Annotated in this window: 18 protein-coding genes; 9 read left to right on the top strand and 9 right to left on the bottom strand. The window is 43.5% G+C overall.

The features are described from left to right. Positions 1-103: 103 nt before the first annotated feature. Complete coding sequence (locus AB4274_RS07610) at positions 104-700, bottom strand: malate synthase (RefSeq protein ID WP_017060610.1); 597 nt, start codon at positions 698-700, stop codon at positions 104-106. A 169-nt stretch (positions 701-869) separates the two neighbouring features. Between AB4274_RS07610 and AB4274_RS07605 the strand changes: the two genes are divergently transcribed. Continuing rightward, positions 870-2399 (top strand): DUF3612 domain-containing protein, encoded by a 1530-nt coding sequence (locus AB4274_RS07605; RefSeq protein WP_081090203.1) that lies wholly within the window; start codon positions 870-872, stop codon positions 2397-2399. A gap of 568 nt (positions 2400-2967) precedes the next feature. Here AB4274_RS07605 and AB4274_RS07600 read toward each other — a convergent pair. Further along, positions 2968-4617: a DEAD/DEAH box helicase gene (locus AB4274_RS07600; protein WP_372111540.1), complete on the bottom strand. Its 1650-nt coding sequence runs from the start codon at positions 4615-4617 to the stop codon at positions 2968-2970. A 163-nt stretch (positions 4618-4780) separates the two neighbouring features. Next, on the bottom strand, positions 4781-6136 hold the full coding sequence (locus tag AB4274_RS07595) for a diguanylate cyclase (RefSeq protein ID WP_102394160.1): 1356 nt from the start codon (positions 6134-6136) through the stop codon (positions 4781-4783). Positions 6137-6419: 283 nt separating this feature from the next. Between AB4274_RS07595 and AB4274_RS07590 the strand changes: the two genes are divergently transcribed. Continuing rightward, positions 6420-7562: a DUF3541 domain-containing protein gene (locus tag AB4274_RS07590; RefSeq protein ID WP_372111539.1), complete on the top strand. Its 1143-nt coding sequence runs from the start codon at positions 6420-6422 to the stop codon at positions 7560-7562. A gap of 144 nt (positions 7563-7706) precedes the next feature. Here the strand turns inward: AB4274_RS07590 and AB4274_RS07585 are convergent, their stop codons facing one another. The 3 genes from AB4274_RS07585 to AB4274_RS07575 form a co-directional block, all read right to left on the bottom strand. Further along, on the bottom strand, positions 7707-8324 hold the full coding sequence (locus AB4274_RS07585) for a class I SAM-dependent methyltransferase (protein ID WP_017064868.1): 618 nt from the start codon (positions 8322-8324) through the stop codon (positions 7707-7709). Positions 8325-8369: 45 nt separating this feature from the next. Continuing rightward, entirely contained in the window at positions 8370-8639 is a 270-nt protein-coding gene (locus AB4274_RS07580; protein ID WP_017064869.1) for a hypothetical protein, read from the bottom strand. A 341-nt stretch (positions 8640-8980) separates the two neighbouring features. After that, positions 8981-10189: a NupC/NupG family nucleoside CNT transporter gene (locus AB4274_RS07575; protein WP_102320600.1), complete on the bottom strand. Its 1209-nt coding sequence runs from the start codon at positions 10187-10189 to the stop codon at positions 8981-8983. A 613-nt stretch (positions 10190-10802) separates the two neighbouring features. On the opposite strand from AB4274_RS07575, the gene AB4274_RS07570 reads away from it, so the two are divergent. The 4 genes from AB4274_RS07570 to AB4274_RS07555 all read left to right on the top strand — a co-directional run bounded on the left by AB4274_RS07570 (position 10803) and on the right by AB4274_RS07555 (position 13548). Further along, positions 10803-11279, top strand: coding sequence for a hypothetical protein (locus AB4274_RS07570; protein WP_008217326.1), 477 nt, complete (start codon positions 10803-10805; stop codon positions 11277-11279). A 286-nt stretch (positions 11280-11565) separates the two neighbouring features. Further along, positions 11566-11835 (top strand): PTS sugar transporter subunit IIB, encoded by a 270-nt coding sequence (locus AB4274_RS07565; protein WP_017064872.1) that lies wholly within the window; start codon positions 11566-11568, stop codon positions 11833-11835. A 10-nt stretch (positions 11836-11845) separates the two neighbouring features. Beyond that, positions 11846-13102 carry a PTS ascorbate transporter subunit IIC gene (locus AB4274_RS07560; RefSeq protein ID WP_017064873.1) on the top strand — a complete coding sequence of 419 codons (1257 nt, stop codon included), beginning with the start codon at positions 11846-11848 and terminating at the stop codon, positions 13100-13102. Then, complete coding sequence (locus AB4274_RS07555) at positions 13099-13548, top strand: PTS sugar transporter subunit IIA (protein ID WP_017070990.1); 450 nt, start codon at positions 13099-13101, stop codon at positions 13546-13548. Before AB4274_RS07560 ends, AB4274_RS07555 begins: the two co-directional genes overlap by 4 nt. 134 nt (positions 13549-13682) lie before the next feature. Here the strand turns inward: AB4274_RS07555 and AB4274_RS07550 are convergent, their stop codons facing one another. Then, positions 13683-14948: an HD-GYP domain-containing protein gene (locus tag AB4274_RS07550; protein WP_372111536.1), complete on the bottom strand. Its 1266-nt coding sequence runs from the start codon at positions 14946-14948 to the stop codon at positions 13683-13685. A gap of 226 nt (positions 14949-15174) precedes the next feature. Here AB4274_RS07550 and AB4274_RS07545 point away from each other — a divergent pair, with 226 nt between their 5' ends. Then, on the top strand, positions 15175-15711 hold the full coding sequence (locus tag AB4274_RS07545) for a GNAT family N-acetyltransferase (RefSeq protein WP_017069226.1): 537 nt from the start codon (positions 15175-15177) through the stop codon (positions 15709-15711). Between the two features lie 137 nt (positions 15712-15848). Here AB4274_RS07545 and AB4274_RS07540 read toward each other — a convergent pair whose 3' ends face one another. Further along, a complete protein-coding gene (locus AB4274_RS07540) occupies positions 15849-17198 on the bottom strand; it encodes a sensor histidine kinase (RefSeq protein WP_372073533.1) in 1350 nt (449 codons plus the stop codon). Continuing rightward, complete coding sequence (locus AB4274_RS07535; RefSeq protein ID WP_017060591.1) at positions 17191-17880, bottom strand: response regulator transcription factor; 690 nt, start codon at positions 17878-17880, stop codon at positions 17191-17193. Before AB4274_RS07535 ends, AB4274_RS07540 begins: the two co-directional genes overlap by 8 nt. 59 nt (positions 17881-17939) lie before the next feature. Between AB4274_RS07535 and AB4274_RS07530 the strand changes: the two genes are divergently transcribed. Continuing rightward, positions 17940-19451, top strand: a complete 1512-nt coding sequence (locus AB4274_RS07530; RefSeq protein WP_372111534.1) for a putative bifunctional diguanylate cyclase/phosphodiesterase — start codon at positions 17940-17942, stop codon at positions 19449-19451. A 250-nt stretch (positions 19452-19701) separates the two neighbouring features. Beyond that, positions 19702-20181 carry a type II secretion system protein gene (locus tag AB4274_RS07525; RefSeq protein ID WP_017060589.1) on the top strand — a complete coding sequence of 160 codons (480 nt, stop codon included), beginning with the start codon at positions 19702-19704 and terminating at the stop codon, positions 20179-20181. Positions 20182-20560 lie beyond the last annotated feature (379 nt).

Below are 20560 nucleotides of genomic sequence, written 5' to 3'. Positions count from 1 at the left end.
ACATATTAGTCGGCTCGTATTGAGACTAGAAAGCCCCAAAGACATTATCTTCGGGGCTTTTTCTTTAGTTGTATAAATTACTTTAGCTAACTAGGATTCACCGTTAGATCTGGAAGCAATAATTCAAGCAGTAGTCTTCACCACTCTTTGCTCTGAACTCTTTATCTTCACTGCATGCCTTTGGTTTACCCTTTGCGTCACCTTGAATCAAACTGATCCAGTGGCGCATCGCTGCAATGGTCTCTTCACGCATTGTGGTTGTTGCTTCCATTGGTGATTGGCCAAACGTGGTGCATGATTCCAACTGAATATCATCAATTTCTACTAGCTCAATACAACCTGTCCCTTTGTGGCAACCAAACATCACCTCTAGGTGGCTGCCACTGCCATCTCGAAACAAGATAGAGTCTGGGTCGTTCTTCTCACCCATGTACGCTACAAACTGCTTAGGGTGCTTCAGACCGCTGTGCTGACCGTCTTTAAAGTAAGCCATAATATGGCGGTAATCGACTACGTAGCTGGTTACGTCTTGATGTGAGCCATTCTCTAGTGGGAATAGTCGATCAAGCAGCTGCTTTGCTTTCACTTGCTTTTCAGTTTGCTGATTAGCATTGATTGTCTCCACGGCAAAGACAGCTTCAGCGATAAATGGCTTTGATTGTTTTTGGATTTCTGTTTTATCGAATGTAAGCATATTCATAGTCTTTCCCTCTTGACCAGTCCGGTGATAACCACCGATTTCTACAGCAAAAATGTGTCCTAGAGCAATTATTCCAAACTAACGTTTAATTTATTTGTCATTTTGTGAATTGCTTAGTTTGTAGATTAGCGCTTTTTTACATACAATTTCACAACAAAAATTTTACAATGTGAATTTTACAAATATGGCCTTGTCAAAAAGTTTAGTTCGTCAGTCACATTTCCTAGGTACGAAAATACGTAACCTAAGAAAACGTAACCATTTAACGATGGAAGACCTGTCTGCGCGTTGTATTAGAATCGACCCAGAATGTGCTCCTTCCGTTTCTTACCTTTCAATGATTGAACGTGGAAAGCGGGTTCCGAGCATCGATATGCTGGAAGTGATTGCACAGGTCTTTCAGAAGAATCCGACGTGGTTCCTCGACGACGAATCTGAACAACAAGCCATTGCTCCTGATAAGGGGAATCGTGGTGGGATAAGTGGCATGGCGCTCGAGCCGAGCTTCCTATTCTCAAACGACATCCTGCAAATTGCGATTCCTGAGATGCTGTCACAAACGGGCATTTCAGGCCGCCAGTTTGCGCACCTCTTGATTCGAGCACACCAAGAGAGCAACCAGAACCACTTCCCTGACCTTGAGCGCGCTGCGGAAGAGGTAGGCTTAAAACGTCTTAACCTCAGCGTAGAAGACCTGATAGACATCGCTAGAAGCCTAGGAATCAACATCCGCTGGGTGACGCGCACGCCGCAAGACGTCGTCGATGAGCTCGGAATTAACGCTAAGCAGTTAGTGACCTCCTTCTTTGAGCCTCCCGGTACTATCTTCTTAAACGAGATTCTTAAAGAGTATCCAACTCGTCTGAAATACGACCTTTCGGTTTATATCGGTCATTGCATTCTGCACAGCAAAGAAGGCCTAAAGAGTGTGTTGTCGGTCGGTAACAACAACACGTGGGACGACAACCAGGTATCAGGCTCTTCACAGCTCAACTCCCAAGATATTCTTCAAGCATGGCGAGACTTTGAATCCAGCTTCTTTGCTGGCGCACTTCTGTGCCCGAAAGTCCCGTTTAGGCAGCTACTTGACCGCACTGGTTACGAAATCGACGTTCACAAAAGAGCAGGGGTTTCCCCCTCTGTTGCGATGCGTCGAATGACTGTAGTATCGCCCTACCCTCACTGGCACTACTTTGATGCTTATGGGCCGGGGAAACTCAAGGCGGTATATCGCGGGAACGGGATTCCGCTACCTTGGGGAAATATGAGAACGGTCGCTGACCCATGTCAACATTGGGCTGTGTTCCGTCGATTATCAGAACCTCGAGCGGGAAGCTCGGCTCAAATCTCCATTTTGAACGTGGGTGATGAGCCAAGAATCTACTGCTGTGAATCCATCAATATGACGGATCCTGCGGGTAACAATCGTGTGTTGTGTGCTGGTATAGATCTCAACCCTGCAATTGATGCTCAAGGCGGTAATTCAAGAGACATAGCAGAGCAGCTTAAAGCGTCATGCGTTAACAATGGTGGCTCTGTGGCAATTCCGCGTAACATCAAAAAAGATCTCACGACAATAGCCAAGATTCTAAATATAAATTGGATTGAACGTGGGATTGAGACAGAGGCGAGGCTTATCTGCTCCAGAGGTGGAGAATGCCCACGCCAACCAAGCTGTTACTCTAAGTGTGGTGAGTAAAAAAGTAATAACAAAAAATAGAACCTAAATTTCAGGCAAAAAAAAACCAATCACAATAAGGGTGATTGGTCATATATTTTGTGTGAACAAAAAAAGGTTCACTAACAACGTCAGTTGGCTAGGTGACCCTCGGCTTAAGAAGGGTCACCATTACTAATGCAGCATGCGTGCCAACTTTTAAAACACGTATTTACTACGCATCTGGACACGTATTGGCCGGATATCCTTGTTTGTTTTGCAAACTGGAATTGCAAATTGCAAAATCCAACAAAAACGCTAGTGATTATGTTATTATTAATGAATAATTAAAGATTCATTACCCTTCCCAAAAATGTCATATTTCCCTTAGATTCAATCACTTTAAACAGCAATAAACCTCCCCTAGCTTACTCAAGCTATACGGTTACTCAACATAAACAACACCCTAAACAACGCCCATAAAAAAACGCGAACATTGAGATTCAATATTCGCGCTTATTCGATTTCTATGACAGAAAGAACTTAACCCACGAGACGCCTTTTTATAAAGCGACTCATGTTCGTTGCTCTTTCAATATCTCAGAAAAGATTACTTCTGAGGAGCTGGCTTAGAACGGCTTCGAGACGGTTTGTTTGTAGAAGGTTTGTTGCTTGTCGGCTTATTTGACGACTTGCTTGGGCCGTAGCTACCGCCGTAACCAGACTTCTTAGGTTTGCCTGCAGGTTTACCCGCGTTGTTTGGCTTACCAGTACCGTTAGATTTACCCGCACCGCTTGGTTTGCTCAGAGTGTTCTGAGCACCTGCGTTATTTGCAGCAGGTTTATTGCCCGCACTACCGCGTTTAAAGTTGCTGCCGTTGTTTCTTACTGATTTATCTTCAGTTGTCGCAGCTGAGTTGTTTTCAGCAGGTTTCTTACCAGATGTCGGCTTACGCTTTGGAGCCGAACCATTACCAGCTACATGACGCTTGTTCTTACCTGCTGGCTTGTGCCCGCGAGCGTTATCACCAGAGCGTTGACCATCAGCATGTTCACGTGGCTGTTTTGCTTTCTTCGGTTTCTTAGGCTTGATTGGACGTGAATCCAACCGAGACTCAGGTAACTTATTTACTGGAGAGAAACCTTCCAGTTCACGACGCTCTAGCACTTGTTGAATCAGGCGTTCAATACCGAACAGCTCACCCACTTCATCAGCACAAACCAATGAAATCGCTTTACCTACTTCACCTGCACGGCCAGTACGACCGATACGGTGTACATAGTCTTCTGATACATGAGGAAGATCAAAGTTAACTACTTGAGGCAGTTGCGGGATATCGATACCACGAGCAGCAATATCAGTTGCAACAAGTACTCGTACCTTACCTGTTTTGAAGTTCTCTAAGGCTTTAGTACGTGCACCTTGGCTCTTGTTACCATGAATAGGTGCAGCAGTGATGTCTTGCTCTTCAAGGATGCGAGCAAGCTTGTTCGCACCGTGTTTCGTCTTGCTGAACACCAACACTTGTCGCCAATCGTTATCTTTGATTAGCTTCGCTAGCATTGCGCTCTTTTTCTTTTTGTCTACTGGGTAGATGCTTTGCTCAACCGTTTTTGCCGTCGAGTTTGCAGGGCTTACTGAAATCTCAACAGGATTGTTCACCAAGCCTTTCGCTAAGCTGCGGATATCATCAGAGAACGTCGCTGAGAACAGTAGATTCTGACGCTTCTTAGGTAAGAAAGCTAAGATCTTACGGATATCGCGGATGAAACCCATGTCTAGCATGCGGTCCGCTTCATCTAACACTAGGATTTCTAGTTGGTCAAAACGCACTGCATTTTGGTTGTATAGGTCAAGTAGACGACCCGGTGTTGCCACCAACACGTCACTGCCTTTACGCAGTTTTTGCATCTGAGGATTAATCTTCACACCACCAAACACTACCGTCGAAGTCAGCGGTAAGTTAATACCGTACTTCACTACGCTGCCATTCACTTGCGCAGCAAGCTCACGAGTTGGCGTTAGCACGAGCGCACGAACTTGGTTCTGACGTACGCGAGTACCTTTCGATAACATTTCAAGAATAGGTAGCGTGAAGCCTGCAGTTTTACCTGTACCTGTTTGAGCAGCGGCCATAACATCTTTGCCCGTTAGGACAGCTGGCACGGCTTTCTCTTGTATTGGTGATGGCTTATCGTAACCTTGTGCTTCAATAGCTTTAAGGATCGGTTCAGAAAGGCCAAGGGAGGTAAAACTCATAGATTATTTTCTCAGTTGAATAACATTTAGTATGAGCAACACGTTAAAAAGTGCGTTGCTTCAGCTTTTGCTCATCAAATACATTGATACGGAGCAAAGCGCGGTATTCTGAGGCTTTTCCCCCCATTCAGCAACTAAATTCTAATCGCAGCTAAAATTCAACCTAGATAACTTGTCGCTTCTGTTCGTACATTTTTTCATCAGCGGCTTTTAAGAGCGCATCGACATCATTGTAGTTGTTATTGTGAATAACCCAACCCACACTGATTCTGAGATAAATAGAGTGCGCGTCGTACACAACTGGTGCCGAGCATATCGCCTTTCGTAGTTTAGTCACGATCGACGATACGTGTTGATCATCGATAATGCGTGGCAACAAGACCAAGAACTCATCACCGCCTATCCTTGCGACGATATCTGAAACACGCAGCTCACTTCTGATGCGGTTAGCACACTCAATCAATACCTGATCGCCTGCCGCGTGACCATAAGTGTCGTTGATTGCTTTAAACCCATCGAGGTCGATATTTACAACGGCAAAGGTTCTCGCTCTCTGTTTTTGAGTGGTTTTGAAGGCCTGTTTGAGGCTATACATGAAGTATCGACGATTCGGTAACATCGTTAGCTCATCATGCATAGAGCGGCTATCTGCAATCCGGTACAGACGATAAATAGTAAAGAAGGCAAACGCCAACACTAATATAATGGAGTAGCCTACCAGCCTTACCGCTTGGATTCGATACCAAGGCTCATCCATCAATACATGTTCGTTACCGGAGAGAGCAAGGTACCAACCCCCGTATGGGAAACTCACCTGTTCAGTGGCGAACGCATTATCGAACACATCCTGAGTGCCATAAAAGACAGCGCCATCTTTCCCTGAACTGTTTGCACCACGAATTGCTAATTCATACTTGTTCTCTATCTTGCCGATTCCAACATCTTCAAACAGCTCATCTAAACCGATAACAGCACTGGAGACACCCCAGTAATCTTGATTGAAAGGCGGGTCTCGGAAGATCGGAGTGCGTGCAATGAGGGCTTGTCCACCTTGAAATAGCTCAAAAGGACCGGCAATAAAGGTGTTGCCAAGATTACGGGCTATCTCAACAGACTCCCATTGATTTGGGTGATCACGATAATTAATACCGAGAATCTGCTCATTACCTTCCATCGGGTAAACAAAGTTTAGAATGTCGTCTTTGGCGAGTCCGATAAGTCGAATATGGAAGCCATCTTGAATGATATTCTCAGCAATCTTATCCCAATTTTTCACCTCACCATCGGGGTTGATGGTCACTAAGGTCGAGAAATTATTGAGGATATACATATCTGACACGATCGCGGCTTCAATCCGAGAACGAATAATGGATAGTTGCTTTTTTGCCTCTGAATACGATTCGTTTTTAAGAAAAGTTAATTGCTTGGCATGAAAGAACTCAATTGCGCTTACTATCGCAAGGAAAAAAAGAAAAGATACTACTCTGGCAGACCACTGCTTGCTAGAACCACTTGGCATTTACGAACCTCTAACACTATTGTTCTATATACTGCCTTATAACGGCTCATTTCTGGCTTATTGCCCCAGTATGCCGCTAAGTCATTAAAAATCCATACTGACGTCGACTATCTATCAAATATTGAGTGATCCATCACTTCAAACTTCTTTACTAAACGAATGGTTTAATCAAAAAGGGTTAGTGAACCTTATAAAGCTTACATTGTATTGACTCAACGCTTACATTGAAGGATTCATCAATGTTATTTTACATAGACTAATAATCAGCTTGGTACCTCACGACATGAAGTTAAAAACTATCACACTGTGTACATTGCTATCAGCCTCGGTTGCCGTTCACGCACAAGAAAACGTTCAAGCGCCAACCGCAGTGAACGTTCAATCCCAAGCAGATTCGCTCAATTCTCAAGAACAATCTTTCAAGCAATCTGCAGACCTAATTCGCACCACCTACGAAAGCCAGCTTTACACCCTGCCTGCATTCAAAGAAGGTCACTACGGGCTGCGCATGTATCGTCAAACATTAGACGATAAGTATTCAGCGGCGGTGTGGAGCGACATGGCTCGAGTGGCAAGCAAGCTCAGCACCCTGTCGAATGACGTTCAAACCATGGAACAAATCGTACTCTACTCAGAGAAGCGAGTTGCATCTTATATTGGTGATAACGATGAGCGCAGTATTCGACGCTACAACATCACCAAGCACATGCCTGAATACCTTTACCTTGGTGTTGACCTTCTAGGCTCTATGGCTCGTGCTAACGAATACGGTTTAGAACACAAGAACGATGCCAAGCTACGCGAAATCATTCGTCGCTATGACTTCTCACGATACGTGACCAATGAAGACATGGTGAAAGCGTGGGCTGCTCAATTAGCGAATCAGGTTTACTGGTTGCGCCAACTGGGTGAGCAAGATGTCGTTGATGAGTTCGTCGATACCTTCAAAAAAGCATACCCAAACGATAAAGACAGAAAGCTTTCAAGCCAGCAATACGGTAATAAGATCTATGGTATGACACACGTCATCTTTGGTGACTCCGAGTACTATCAGCATCAAGTCAGCGAACAAGATCATCAATGGATCTACAATTACTTCAGAGAAAACATCGATACGATTCTGCTGCGTGCGAAAGAAGATGTGATTGCGGAGGTTGGATTAACTTTCTTATTAGCAGGTTTAGAAGATGACCCAGTTGTAGAGAAAACTCGACTCGCGATTCAAGCTTCAATCGATGAGAAACAAGGCATGATCCCTTCTATCACCGGTGATTTTGACCTTGAGTACGGTGAACACCGCAACGTGCTAGCAATCATGCTACTCGATTGGCAGCAAGTGAATGAAGCGCCGACTTATGAGGGCAACCCTAAGGTGTTTACTAACATCCCTTACGGACTCATTAAAAACCAACCACCGAAGAACTAGCAACATACCTAGCCTAGGTTCATCATAGAACCCAAAAAGCCTCATACCTTTCAAGGCTGCGGCTTTTTGCTGTTTACTACGTCAGTACTCGTATCAAAAGTTGTTAATATCAAAACCTGCGTAAAGATAAAAACAAAGACGACATCAAGCTCCTGACACGGCTTTGTTCATCACTATCGTAAAATCCCCTTCTGCGTAGCCCTCCGTTAAAGAGACATCATCGCAGAGCGTTTTACAGAAACGATAGACACCTTGAGGGTGATAACTCATCAAGGTATTACGCGAAGGATACTGGCTTGAGTTGAGAAGATTAAAAATCACCGTCTGATTCGCCAGTTCATACATGCGAGTAATCATGTTTGTCAGATAATCAGAATCACGAGAGATGTAGTTCAGTGAACCACTAGCGATGACAATGTCGTGCGCCTCAAGGTTCATTTTGCTCATATCACCCGCCAAAAACTGACAACGATCTTCTGTGTAGTTTTGCTTCGCCTTCTTAAGAAAGCCTGCGTGTTGGTCAACGCCGGTATAAGATTGAATACGATAGATGCTGTCGAGCAGTTCAAACAGCTCGCCATAGCCGCAACCCAAATCTAAAACACTCTTCTTTTCGAAGTCCGCCGCACGAGCGATTACTTCAAAGCGACACAATTGACTCTCTTCGCTAGTCCAACCTAAAGCTTTAGCCTTGTCGCCATTCGAGCGGTTTGTCTGCTTTCGATGATAGCGATACACCTTCCAACGATCGAGCCAGTGCATTCAAATCAGCCCTACTTCAATGAACATCAGCACACCTTGATAAGATTAAGCTTTAGAACTTGAAGAAAAGAGCCCACCGATTTTATAACCGATCGCATAGCAAACCACGGCGACAGTAACAAACACCAATGCCGAGAAGAAATACGCTACAGACGCTGCGACACCAGCCCCCCACACCACGCTGAACACCAAACCGAGATAAGCCTCTTTTGGCCACTGGTAGATAGGAAACTGAGCGCCGCCAGCAATTAGGTAAACCATCGCAAACAAGCCAATGAAGGTAACAATAAGACCGATGAGAACGCGAATGTTCATGGAGAGACCCTTGATTAATTTAGCTTGGTTGCCATTGTTCCTAATCGAAAGCGGATATGCTTAGTCGGAACCGAATGTTCTCAATCGAAATCGAATGTTCTTAATCGAAATCGAATGTTCTTAATCGAAGCCGAATGTTATTAATCGCAACCTGATGATATTCAAGTATATCGGATAAAAGGAACTGGCTCTATTACTCTTCCGAGTGAGCTTTTACTCACGATAGACAAATCACAGTCGACGGCCAAAACCTGATTTCGCCTGATTAACAGGCACAAAAAAGCGGACACCCTCCTTACGTTAACTCCGTAAGTAAAGTGTCCGCTTTAACTGAATATAGCTTAAAGCAGGATGAAAATACCCGCTAAGCATGCACTCATTAGGTTTGCTAGCGTACCAGCAGCTACAGCTTTCAAACCTAAGTTTGCAACTTCAGCACGGCGCTCTGGTGCCATAACACCGATTGAACCTAACTGAATCGCGATAGAACCAATGTTAGCAAAGCCACATAGAGCAAAAGTCACGATCACTTGGCTGTGTTCAGATAACAGAGCTTTGTTCTCAACGAAGTCGATGAAAGCAACAAACTCGTTCATAACGATCTTCTGACCGATGTAAGAACCCGCCATCAATACTTCGTCACTTGGGATACCGATCAGCCATGCAAGAGGCGAGAACAGGTAACCAAAGATAGCTTGTAGCGTAATACCCGCAAAACCGAACGTTTCACCTAGGCTTTCTAGGCCAGTGTTGACCATCGCAATCACACTCACGAATGCAACCAACATAGTACCAACCGCTACCGCAACCTTCATACCGTTCATCGCGCCGCTTGCCAATGCATCAATCACGTTGCTTTGATCAGCTTTATCTAGTTCGATATGGTCGTAATCACTTGGTGTGCTGCGCTCAGGAACAATGATCTTCGCCATTAACAGACTGCCCGGAGCCGCCATAAAGCTTGCAGCGATAAGGTATTTAAGCTCAACACCAAGGCCAGCATAACCACCAAGTACACTACCCGCTACCGACGCCATACCACCTGCCATTACAGCAAACAGTTCCGAACGAGTCATAGACTTTAAAAAGGGACGAATAAGAAGAGGAGACTCACCCTGAGAAAGGAAGATATTACCTGTAGCAACCAGAGATTCAGCTTTACTTGTACCCAGCAGTTTTTGCACCGCTCCGCCCAAGATTTGAATCACTTTCTGCATAACGCCTAAATAATAGAGCGCAGAGATCAAAGCACTGAAGAAGATAATGATTGGAAGTACGCGAATCGCGAAAATGAAACCTTCAGTAGCCAGATCACCAAATAGGAAAGCGATACCAACGTCTGCAAAACCAAGCAAACTCGAAACGCCATTGCTTAGGCTTGTTAACGCCAGTTGTCCCCAAGGGAAATACAATACTAAGGCTGCAAAACCGATTTGAAGTAATAGTGCACGAGAGACCGTTTTCCAGTTAATTGAAGAACGACTTTCAGATAACAGGTACGCGCAAGCAATCAGTGCAAGAACACCGACAAAACCAAATAGAATATTCATAATGTGTCCTAGTAATCCTTAAAGAGTGAACATGAGCCAAGCAAATGACATCAAAGGAACAGGACAAAGAACCGCAAGCAAAACGCTACGCGATGAAGGAGCTAACAGGGTTAGCGAATGTAACAACGAGTTGTTCATGTAAAAAATCACCTTATACAAGCAGTGGAACGTAGCTGGTCCGGTCCGTGGGGTCATTCACATATCCATGTGACGGCTTGTATTGGCTAAGCACCGGCTTAAAACCGGAAGAGAAGTATAAACAGTTAAGTGAGACTTTCATCACATTTTTTAACGCAAACGATCGCGCGATCAAGGATTAAGCAAAATGTATTGTTTGTCGTCGTTTTCGAGCTTCAAAACTGTAAACAATCTGTAGGGAGTTGAATTTGTAATGTTAAGTCTTTAAGTGTGTGAGCGTAATCACTCGGTTAATTCTGTGTGATTCTTACTACTTTTCTGTGCTCTGCCTCATTTCCCGAGACTTCAAGATTCATCTTAAGTTTAGATGCGTATATACTTTGTATGACCTCACCAAATAATTATCTATAAAATACCAATAGAGCTGATTAGATATAACAGCCATCGAGACTAAGAGAGGAAACACGTGAAGAAAATGGAAGCTCCGCACGATATGAACATTGGAGCTAAATTCAAAACAAATAGACACGGTTATGTGACAGTAGTTGAATATTATAATACTCATACTGTTATCGTCGCGTTTGAAAACACCGGAAATATTCGAGCTATCAGTGCGGCTAAATTACGTACAGGTCAGCTAACTGATCGTTCGGTTGCTCCTGAGTCAATTATGATTGGCGAACAGGTTGAATCGGTTAAACACGGAATATTAACCATTACTCAAGTTGAGTCTGAAAATATTGTCGTGTTAACAAATGCTGATAATGAAGAAATTAGAATGCTATTGCCAGCAGTACAAAAAATGAAAGACAAAGTTGAAGATATTGATGAAGATAAACTTGAAGCATCAAAACCAACCTCTCTAAGCCAGCTAACTAAAAGAAGTAAAAAGACTAAAGACGTTAATAGCATGCTTAAGAAAATGCTTACCGATTACGGCCGATACGATTAATTCAATATTTTGTCTTAGCTAAACCTTTCAAGATTCATATTCTAATATCCAAATAAAGATCCTCCTCCCTTTCTAAATAAAAGACGTTGCATATTCGAGTGAAAAGTTAAATTTGATCAAAGTCTCACTCTGGATCTTTACTACAAATTAACGAGATCTCCATCACAATCTCATTTTAGTTTTGTGATGGGGATCTTATTGAAATCTGAATACTTCCATTACTATGCTCTCACACAATAAGAGAACGAAGTTTCTCAACCCCTAAAATCCAATTGAGACAAATATTATGAAAAAGATTCTTGTAGTTTGCGGTAACGGCCTTGGTACTTCTCTAATGATGGAAATGGCAGTAAAAGAAGTCGCTAAAAAAATCGGTTTCGAAGCAGAAGTTGATCACGAAGATCTATCATCTGCAGCATCAAGCAATGCGGATATTTGGGTTGCAGCAACAGACGTTGCAAACCAACTAAAAGACGCTGGTAAAGAGAATATCATCAGCCTTAAAAATATTTTTGACAAAGCATCTATTGAAGAACAACTAAAAACTTTCATGTAAGGTCAAAATTATGCAAAACTTTTTCGAGTTCATGCTCGGCTTATTAAAAGAGCCGGCGATCATGGTAGGTTTAATTGCTTTTATCGGCCTGGTTGCACAAAAAGCAGATGTTTCTACCATTCTAAAAGGCACAATTAAAACCGTAATGGGTTTCCTAATTTTAGGTTTTGGTGCTGGCGCTCTTGTTGGCGCACTAAATAACTTCTCTGTTGTATTTACTGAAGCATTCGGCGTAAGTGGTGTTATTCCAAATAACGAAGCAATTGTTGCATTAGCACAAGAAGCATTCGGTTATGAAATGGCTCTAATTATGTTCTTCGCATTCGTTGTGAATATTTTATTGGCTCGTTTAACACCTTTAAAATATATTTTCTTAACGGGTCACCACACAATGTTCATGTCTATGCTGGTAGCGGTAATCCTGTCTACAGCTAACATCGAAGGCACTGCTCTCGTTGCAATCGGCTCGATCATTGTGGGTTCACTGATGGTTATCATGCCTGCACTTGCTCAAAAATACACAGAGAAAGTGATGGGTACTGATCAGTTGGCGATGGGTCACTTCTCAACGTTCTCATACTTAGTATCGGGTTACATTGGTAGCAAGTTTGGTGACACTTCAAAATCAACAGAAGACATCAACGTACCTAAGAGCCTAATGTTCCTGCGTGATACGCCAGTTGCTGTAGCAACAACAATGGCTATCTTCTTTATGTTTGCCTCAATTGTTGCTGGCGGTGACTTTGTTGAAACAGTATCAGGCGGTCAAAACTGGGTAGTATTCACCTTCATGCAATCTCTTGTGTTTGCCGGTGGTGTTTACATCGTACTGCAAGGTGTGAAGATGCTGATTGCTGAAATCGTTCCTGCATTCAAAGGTATCTCTGACAAGCTAGTACCGGGCGCAAAACCTGCTCTAGACTGCCCTATGGTATTCCCTGTAGCACCAAACGCGGTACTTATCGGTTTCCTTTGTTCTTTCGCTGCTGGCCTACTAGCAATGGCAGTTCAAGGCGCGCTTGGCTGGACAATCATTGTAGCTGGCGTCGTTCCACACTTCTTCGTAGGTGGTGCAGCAGGCGTTTACGGTAATGCGACAGGCGGTCTACGCGGTGCAATTCTCGGTTCATTCACGCAAGGTCTGTGTATCTCTTTCCTACCAATGCTACTGCTTCCAGTACTGGGTGGCCTTGGTCTTGAAGCGACAACGTTTGCTGACTTCGACTTCGGCGTTGTTGGTCTTATCCTAGGGTGGATTGTTTCATGAGCTTATTCGATTTAATTGGTAACCAAGGCGTTATCATCAACTCTGAAGAGAACCTAACGGTTGATGCTGCGATAGATGTGACCTGTTCAACACTGCTAGCGAGCAACAAAATCGAAGCAAGCTATGTTGAAGCTATCAAGCAAAAACACAAGGATATTGGCGCGTACTATGTTCTAGCACCAAAGATTGCGATGCCTCATGCTCGCCCTGAAGATGGTGTGAACGAAGCATCACTGCAAGTAACGGTATTCAAGAAGGGTGTTGATTTAGAGTCAGAAGACAACGGTGACGTTTACCTTTCGATTACTCTGGCAGCGATGGACTCAGATAGCCACATCCATACGATTATGGCGCTATCAGAGTTGTTCCAAAATGATGATGACATCGATGCCATCATCGCAGCGGAAACTGAGCAAGCGATCATCGAGATCTTAAAACGATACTAATCTCGATATAAAGATCCTGATAAGCCCCCATGAAAAAAGCGATAGCCTCGGCTATCGCTTTTCTGTTTCTGGTGCTTGGTCATTTCTCATCGAATATGAGTTAAGGCATCACACCTAGAAAGCATTCAGTGGCGTTAAAACGCGTACATTCGTTTGTCTGTCGATAATTCAAAGCAATATTGCGCGTGTTTATTAAGGCACTCAAACACTTCTCGATCCAACTTAAAGTTATCAACGTGGTCCCTCAAAATAGCGAGAGTCTCTTCTAACGTCATGCCTCCACGATAAGGTCGAGACTGAGTTAGCGCTTGAAACACATCCACCACAGCAACAATTCGACTGGGTTGATCCAACTCTTCCGCCGTTTTTCCCATTGGGTAACCCGAACCATCTAACCTTTCATGATGATCAGATGCCCACTGACAAACCTGAGGTGAACTGAACAACTCCTGCAATGCGAATCGAGTGTCCGTTGCATGGCGTTTAATACAGCAATACTCTTCTTCAGTGAGTAAATCCGGCTTATGCAGAATGTCATTAGGGGTTTGCAGTTTACCGATATCATGAACCAAACCTGCTAAATAGAGTTTGCGCTGAGTGGTGTAGGAATAACCCAGTTGTTTGGCGAGGTATTCTGAAAGCTGCCCAACCTTTAAAGAGTGCTTAAAGGTAAACGAACTTTTGGTATCAACAACATTGGCGATAAACTCGGCAAAGGCCACCGTCTCATCCAGCGACATTTGCTGGGAGAAAAATGGCACAGGTTCAAAGTTATCCCTCATGTTCTCGATGTATGGAATCTCCATAGAAAACCAGAAGTCATCCAAATCAACCAACTCGCACATGTGTTGCACAAGGTTGGTTTCGAACATCTCATCCGCTTGTTCAGTCAAACGTTCAATGATGCACGCTTTGCCATCTGGTGTTAGGTTTCCATAACGATCAGAAGAGGTTATGCCGTATAGATAATCGACTCTATCGGCAAGCATCACGATGGCAGCTAGTTCTCTTTCTAACTCGCTGATATGAATAGCCCTTAGCTCAGACCACGGAGTATGGTGATAAAGAACCGGCTTAGCAAATATAGAAAGAACTGGGCACTCTTTTAAGATTTGGTAGCCCTTTTGACAATGGTGATAGCTTGAGTCAGGTACAAACCCAGACGTTAAACTGAGCTGTTCATCAATTTGCGAGACACCACAGTCGTGAATCAAGCCTAACGAAAACGCGAGCTGCGCTTGCTCTTCTTCCCACCCCACACTCAGAGCACATCGATACGCGATATAGCCCACTCTCTGTCCATGATTTTTACTTTCGAAACCGACGTTATCAAGCGCCTTAGCAATACCGAATAGAGCCTTCCTTAGGTCCACGGTCACGTCCTGGCAATGTTGATTCATTATTTAAGCCTAGCATTTTTATATTTTTTATATATTTAGGCCGCTAATACTAATGCATAGCTAATGATTATATACACAACTATTGTAAGGTTTAATGAGTTTCGTGATAGAACCAACGTATCACGAAAAATCCGCACTACAAATGGTTGCATATTAAAAATCATGCGACATTATAGCCTGCCGACTAAGATTCGCTTAAATAAGCAGCCATAAGAAAAGGAAAGACATGTTTAAAACGGTTATCGACAACGAACTCTCCATCGCATTGGTTGAAGAGAGCTTCGCTTCTCACTACGCGGAAATCTCACAAAGCCAGAATGAGTACCTAAGTCAATGGCTCGTGTGGCCGCCACATTGTAAAACCGAGCAAGACTTTAGGATCTTCATCCAACGCTCGCTACACGATTATGCCGAAGGGAAAAGCATGACTTGTGCAATCGTGTATCAAGACAAGGTCGTCGGTAACTGCAGTTTCAATACCATTGATCATGATAAGCAAAAGGTGACGATAGGTTATTGGTTATCTGAGACATACCAAGGAAAGGGGATTGTGACGCGCGTTGTCCAGAAGCTGATTGATGTTGCTTTCAATGAGTTAGATATGGAAAAGGTAGAGATATCAGCCGCAACCGGTAACCAAAGCAGCCGCAAGGTTTGTGAGCGCTTACATTTCACGTTAGAAGGTATTATAACTCGTAACGAGAACTTGAATGGCCGCATCGTAGACCACGCTATTTATGGACTTCATCGCTCTAAGCTCTAGGCTCTAGGCTCTAGGCTCTAGGCTCTAGGCAGCAGTACTAAGAAGTCACTAGCTTGTAAATCGGAATATGAAAAAGCCACGGTATTAGTCCGTGGCTTTGTTATTTGACGAGCCTGAAGAGTTCTTAAAGCTACAGTTTATGCGATCTTAGGAATCACGATACTGAACTTGGCACCACCATGGTTGCTGTCGTCGATTTTGATATCCCAAGAAAGTTTTTTAGCCGCCGATAGAGCAATCGCGAGGCCCAACCCCAATCCACCGTTGGTCGACGTTCTGCTTGAGTCTAGTCGAGAGAACGGAAGGAATACCTCATCACGCCTATTCTCTGGTATTCCAGAACCATTGTCTTCAATCACCACCAGCCAGTTTTCTGAGTTCTCATCCAGCGTCATCCACACTTTGTCTTGTGTGTAATTACCCGCATTCTTGAGAACGTTATCGAACACCAAGCGTGCCATTGAGCAATCACACTTAATCTTGCACTCTAGCTGTACCTTAGATTCAAAGGTGGCATTGTCTAGTTTCGAGTAACGAATTCGGTCTAGGCAATACTCACGAAGATCGGAGGTCACTTTAACGAGCTCAAAGAAAGAGTTATCCATGACATTCAACTTCGACAGCATGATGATTTCTGACGTGAGCTCGTTGATATCCTCAATGTAGGTATCAATGTCATCGAAAAGAACCTGATGATTATCGGGGGCTCCCCTTCTTAGGATATCGGTCGCCAGTTGAATACGACTTAGCGGAGTTCGTACTTCGTGTGGGATAGCTTGAGCGAAAATATGACTTTGTTTTACTTTGCTTTCGATCTCTTCAGCCATGAAGTTAAAACTGCTGGCCAAATCAGAAACAGGATGGATGTCGTCCATGTCAGATCGAGTACTAAGCTTGCCCTTACCAAACTGTTTCTGCTTCTCGACGAGCAACTCTATTCTTTCTTGAAAACGCCTCACAGGTAAGTAAACACTTGCTCCAATCGCCACAATCACAGCCAACAACAGCCCTAACAAAAAGTGTCGTTCTGAGTCTTCGTACCATTCAATGTCAGGAGAGAAAAAGTCCCCTACCTCACTGAACCCAAAACTGAATTTAGAGTTTGGTAGCTGAAACACGGTCGAATAGAGGTTGTCATCACTTAGATATATCGGCACACCGTTTAAGGTTGTGTATAACTCACATTGTTGGCAAGGCGCCTCGCCCGACCAATTCTCCAACAGGCGTAAATTGAAGATATAAAATTGTTGGTAGCCTATTCTATCGAGCTCTTTATAGAGTGAGTTTTCTTGATTGTGTTGACGAACATACTGCTCCGCAAAGTAGATGCCATCATTGAGGAAGGTTTCGATCTCGGTGCGTCGCATGTACCCCTCACCAAGGTTCAAGAACAAAAATATCGTTGCCGACATCCCAGTCACAATCCCAAGGTATAAGCGAGCAAACATCGAAACCGAGAGAAGCTTCGTAGCAATGAACTTACGCAACCAGCATGTACCCCTTGTTGCGAACCGTACGAATCAACTGTTTGTCTTTTGCGTGAATGCGCAGCTTTCGGCGTAACCCAGACACGCGCATATCAATCGAGCGGTCGTTGAACGCGTAATCTATCCCTCTAAATAACTGACAGCACTGGTCTCGAGTCACGACCTGACAGATGTTATTAACGAGAAGGTTTAAGATTTCAAATTCAGCAGAAGTAAGCTTGAGGTTTTGGCCGTAGAGCGTGGCACTTTGAGCAGAGCTGTTGATTACAATATCGCACTGTTTTTCAGCCGTAGTTTCTTGCGCAGTTTTTACGGGAGTCGCTCGACGCAATAACGCTTCAATTCGCGCTAACAAGGCATGGCCACGAATCGGTTTGGCAACGTAATCGTCCGCACCAAATTTAAACAAGCTGACCTCGCTCATTTCATCGGCGGAAGCCGTTAGCACTAAAATCATTCCATTATAAAACTCACGGGCTTGACGGCAAATTTGCGCGCCGCTCATCCCTGGAAGCATCAAGTCCAACAGCACTAAATCAGGTTCAATACTACGGATCGCTTCAAGTGCCAAGTTCCCTTCATGAACAACGCTAACATTGTAACCTTCAGCTTCGAGGTAAAGCGTCGTTAGACGAGCTATCTCTTGGTCATCTTCAACAATGAGCACTTTGGTTTTCGACATTCCTATCACCAGTATTTATTAAAAGCGAAGGCAGTATATATACTGGTCATAGATCATCAATGTTGGAATCAGAGCCCTACATTTACCGTACGCAAAACATAGTAATCACTTTTGTACATACACGTTTACAGAATAGAGAACCAACAACCGGTGCGCCTTGGTTTATCAAGGTTTCCTCCTTCAGAGCACACCATTTTGATGTGCAAGGAAAGTGGCTCTTTGATAAAAGCGAACTGCTGCTAAACCTAACCTGTACAACAAAGCAAAAAGAGAAGCTGATAAAAGCCAGATACAACGCAGAACACGACTGTTTAACGGAGCTTTATAATCGCCGTGGGATCAGCAACCTTCTAGAAACCAGCATTGCCTATCGCTCACCGTTTGAATTGATGTTTGTCGACCTTGATGGCTTCAAATTAGTTAATGACACTTATGGGCACACTGTCGGAGACCAACTACTCAAACAGGTTGGTGAACGCCTTAAACAGTTGGTTGATGAGAAATGCATGATAGGGCGATTTGGTGGCGACGAATTCATTGTGATTGCCCACACCTGCCGAAATCAAAATATCCCACTACTTTGCTCTCGCATCATTGATGCCTTAAACCGAAGTTTCCATATCAGAGGCATCGGCAGTTTATCTGTCGGTTGCAGCATAGGTACCGCGCATTTCCCTGATAACGCGGTTGACCAAGAAACATTGCTAAAGCAAGCGGGTATGGCGATGCATCTTGCAAAAGCGAATGGTCGAAACCGCTTCCAAACGTTTACCCCAGACTTAGCACAAACCCTGCATCGCAAAGTAGAGATCCGCCATCGACTGGCACGCGCCATAGAAAACGACGATCTCAACCTTCACTATCAACCGATCATGAACACCAACAGCGACAAGGTGAAAGGGTTTGAAGCCTTGCTTCGATGGTCAGACAAAGAGCTAGGTAACATAGGCCCTGATGAGTTTATTAGCTTAGCGGAGGAGACGGGGCAGATTGTACCGCTCGGGAAATGGGTTCTGAACTCTGCACTCAAACAGCTATCGATATGGCAACGTGAGTTTGATAGTGAGTTGATGATGAGTATCAATATTTCGAGTATTCAGATGCACGCGACCTTTGCCGAGCAGCTATTAGCAATGTTGAACTTCTACAATATCCAACCTCAAAGCATCGCCCTTGAGATCACCGAATCTTCCATGATCTTCAAGCATGGTGAAGTCAGGCAAGCGTTAAGCGATATTTCTAAATTGGGCGTAGAGCTTCACCTTGATGACTTTGGCACAGGCTACTCGTCACTGTCGATGTTGCATGACTTACCGATTAGCACCGTGAAACTCGATAAAAGCTTCGTCCACGGTTCACACAAAGGGAGCAAAGCGATTGTCCAAGCCACCCATGCTATCTATGAAAAATTGGGGCTAAAAGTGGTTGCTGAAGGTGTCGAAACCGAAACGCAAAAAGCGTTCTTAATCGATTGTGGATACCAGTATCTTCAGGGATTTTTATTTAGTAAACCAATTCCCTCAAATGAAGTCGAAAGTCAGTTTTTGAATGGTCGACAATCCTACAATTAAAGACTTATTTATCAATAAATTAAGTCGTTTGAATGCTTCCTAAACAATCGGCTTCTGTGGGTGTGTACGCTTACGTATGCTTACATAGCGTTTAACAGTAAGAGGAAATAATTAAGCTATTGTTTATAAAGAAAATTACTTAGAAATTCACACAATAAAACACCAAACCATTATACCCACTAACTGTAATGACTTTGGTATTTAGATTACCCTCATTCCGTCCCTTTAGCAGAGCAAATAATCGGTAACCATGAACAGACAAAACGGCTTCACTCTTTTAGAACTCATCATCTCTGTATTAATTTTAGCGATCGTTTCGGCGACAGCTATGGTCAAGTTCTTAGACGTTCAAGGAAGTGCTCGGGCGAGTAAAATACATGATGTGGCTGGTAACCTTCGCACGGGTATCGATATGATCTACGCGAAGTCAGCGATTGCTGGCGTTGAGGATGAGTGCAACTATGTTGAAAAGACGGAGATTGAGACCTACTACGTTTGTCATGGTTACCCAATCGCCTATGTTGACTCACTAAGAAGACTGCTCAATATCGACGCAACAGAGCTTCATGTCATCAACAAAGAAGTAGACTCTGGCAGCAATGCAGAAAGAGTAGCCGCCATCTCTTTCGACACCGAAAACTACACCTATTCGCCAGAAGGAGACTTTTGTCAGGTGCTTTATCAGCCAGAAAAAGAACCACAGATCGTGGTGCTTGATGGTGCATGTTAAATACTCAACGATTGCACGCTTCCATAGTTAACACAAAGCCTCCGCGACAGGTCTTTGAATATCATGTGGTTACGCTAACATTTGCTCAAAAATAACACTAATTGATCTAACTTGTTGCTGCTTATACTTTTAGGCAGTGCTCATGGTATAACACCAACCTCATTCATATCTTATTTTCATCACTAGCCGATTAATATTTACATAGACACATATTTGATACATATGTCAATAATAATTCCATTAAAATTCTTTAATCAACACATCATGATAAAAATCATCCTTTCCCTATTTTAAATATCCCACCTTAAAGTTTAATTATTTAAATTTCGTAACAGAATAAATTAAAGTCAATCATTCAACAAATATAATTAATTCTATC

It is taken from the genome of Vibrio sp. 10N.261.55.A10 (assembly GCF_041470825.1).
Taxonomy (GTDB): domain Bacteria; phylum Pseudomonadota; class Gammaproteobacteria; order Enterobacterales; family Vibrionaceae; genus Vibrio; species Vibrio crassostreae_C.
Note: the sequence above shows the minus strand (reverse complement) of the source record. Positions and strands in the feature narration are given on the sequence as shown.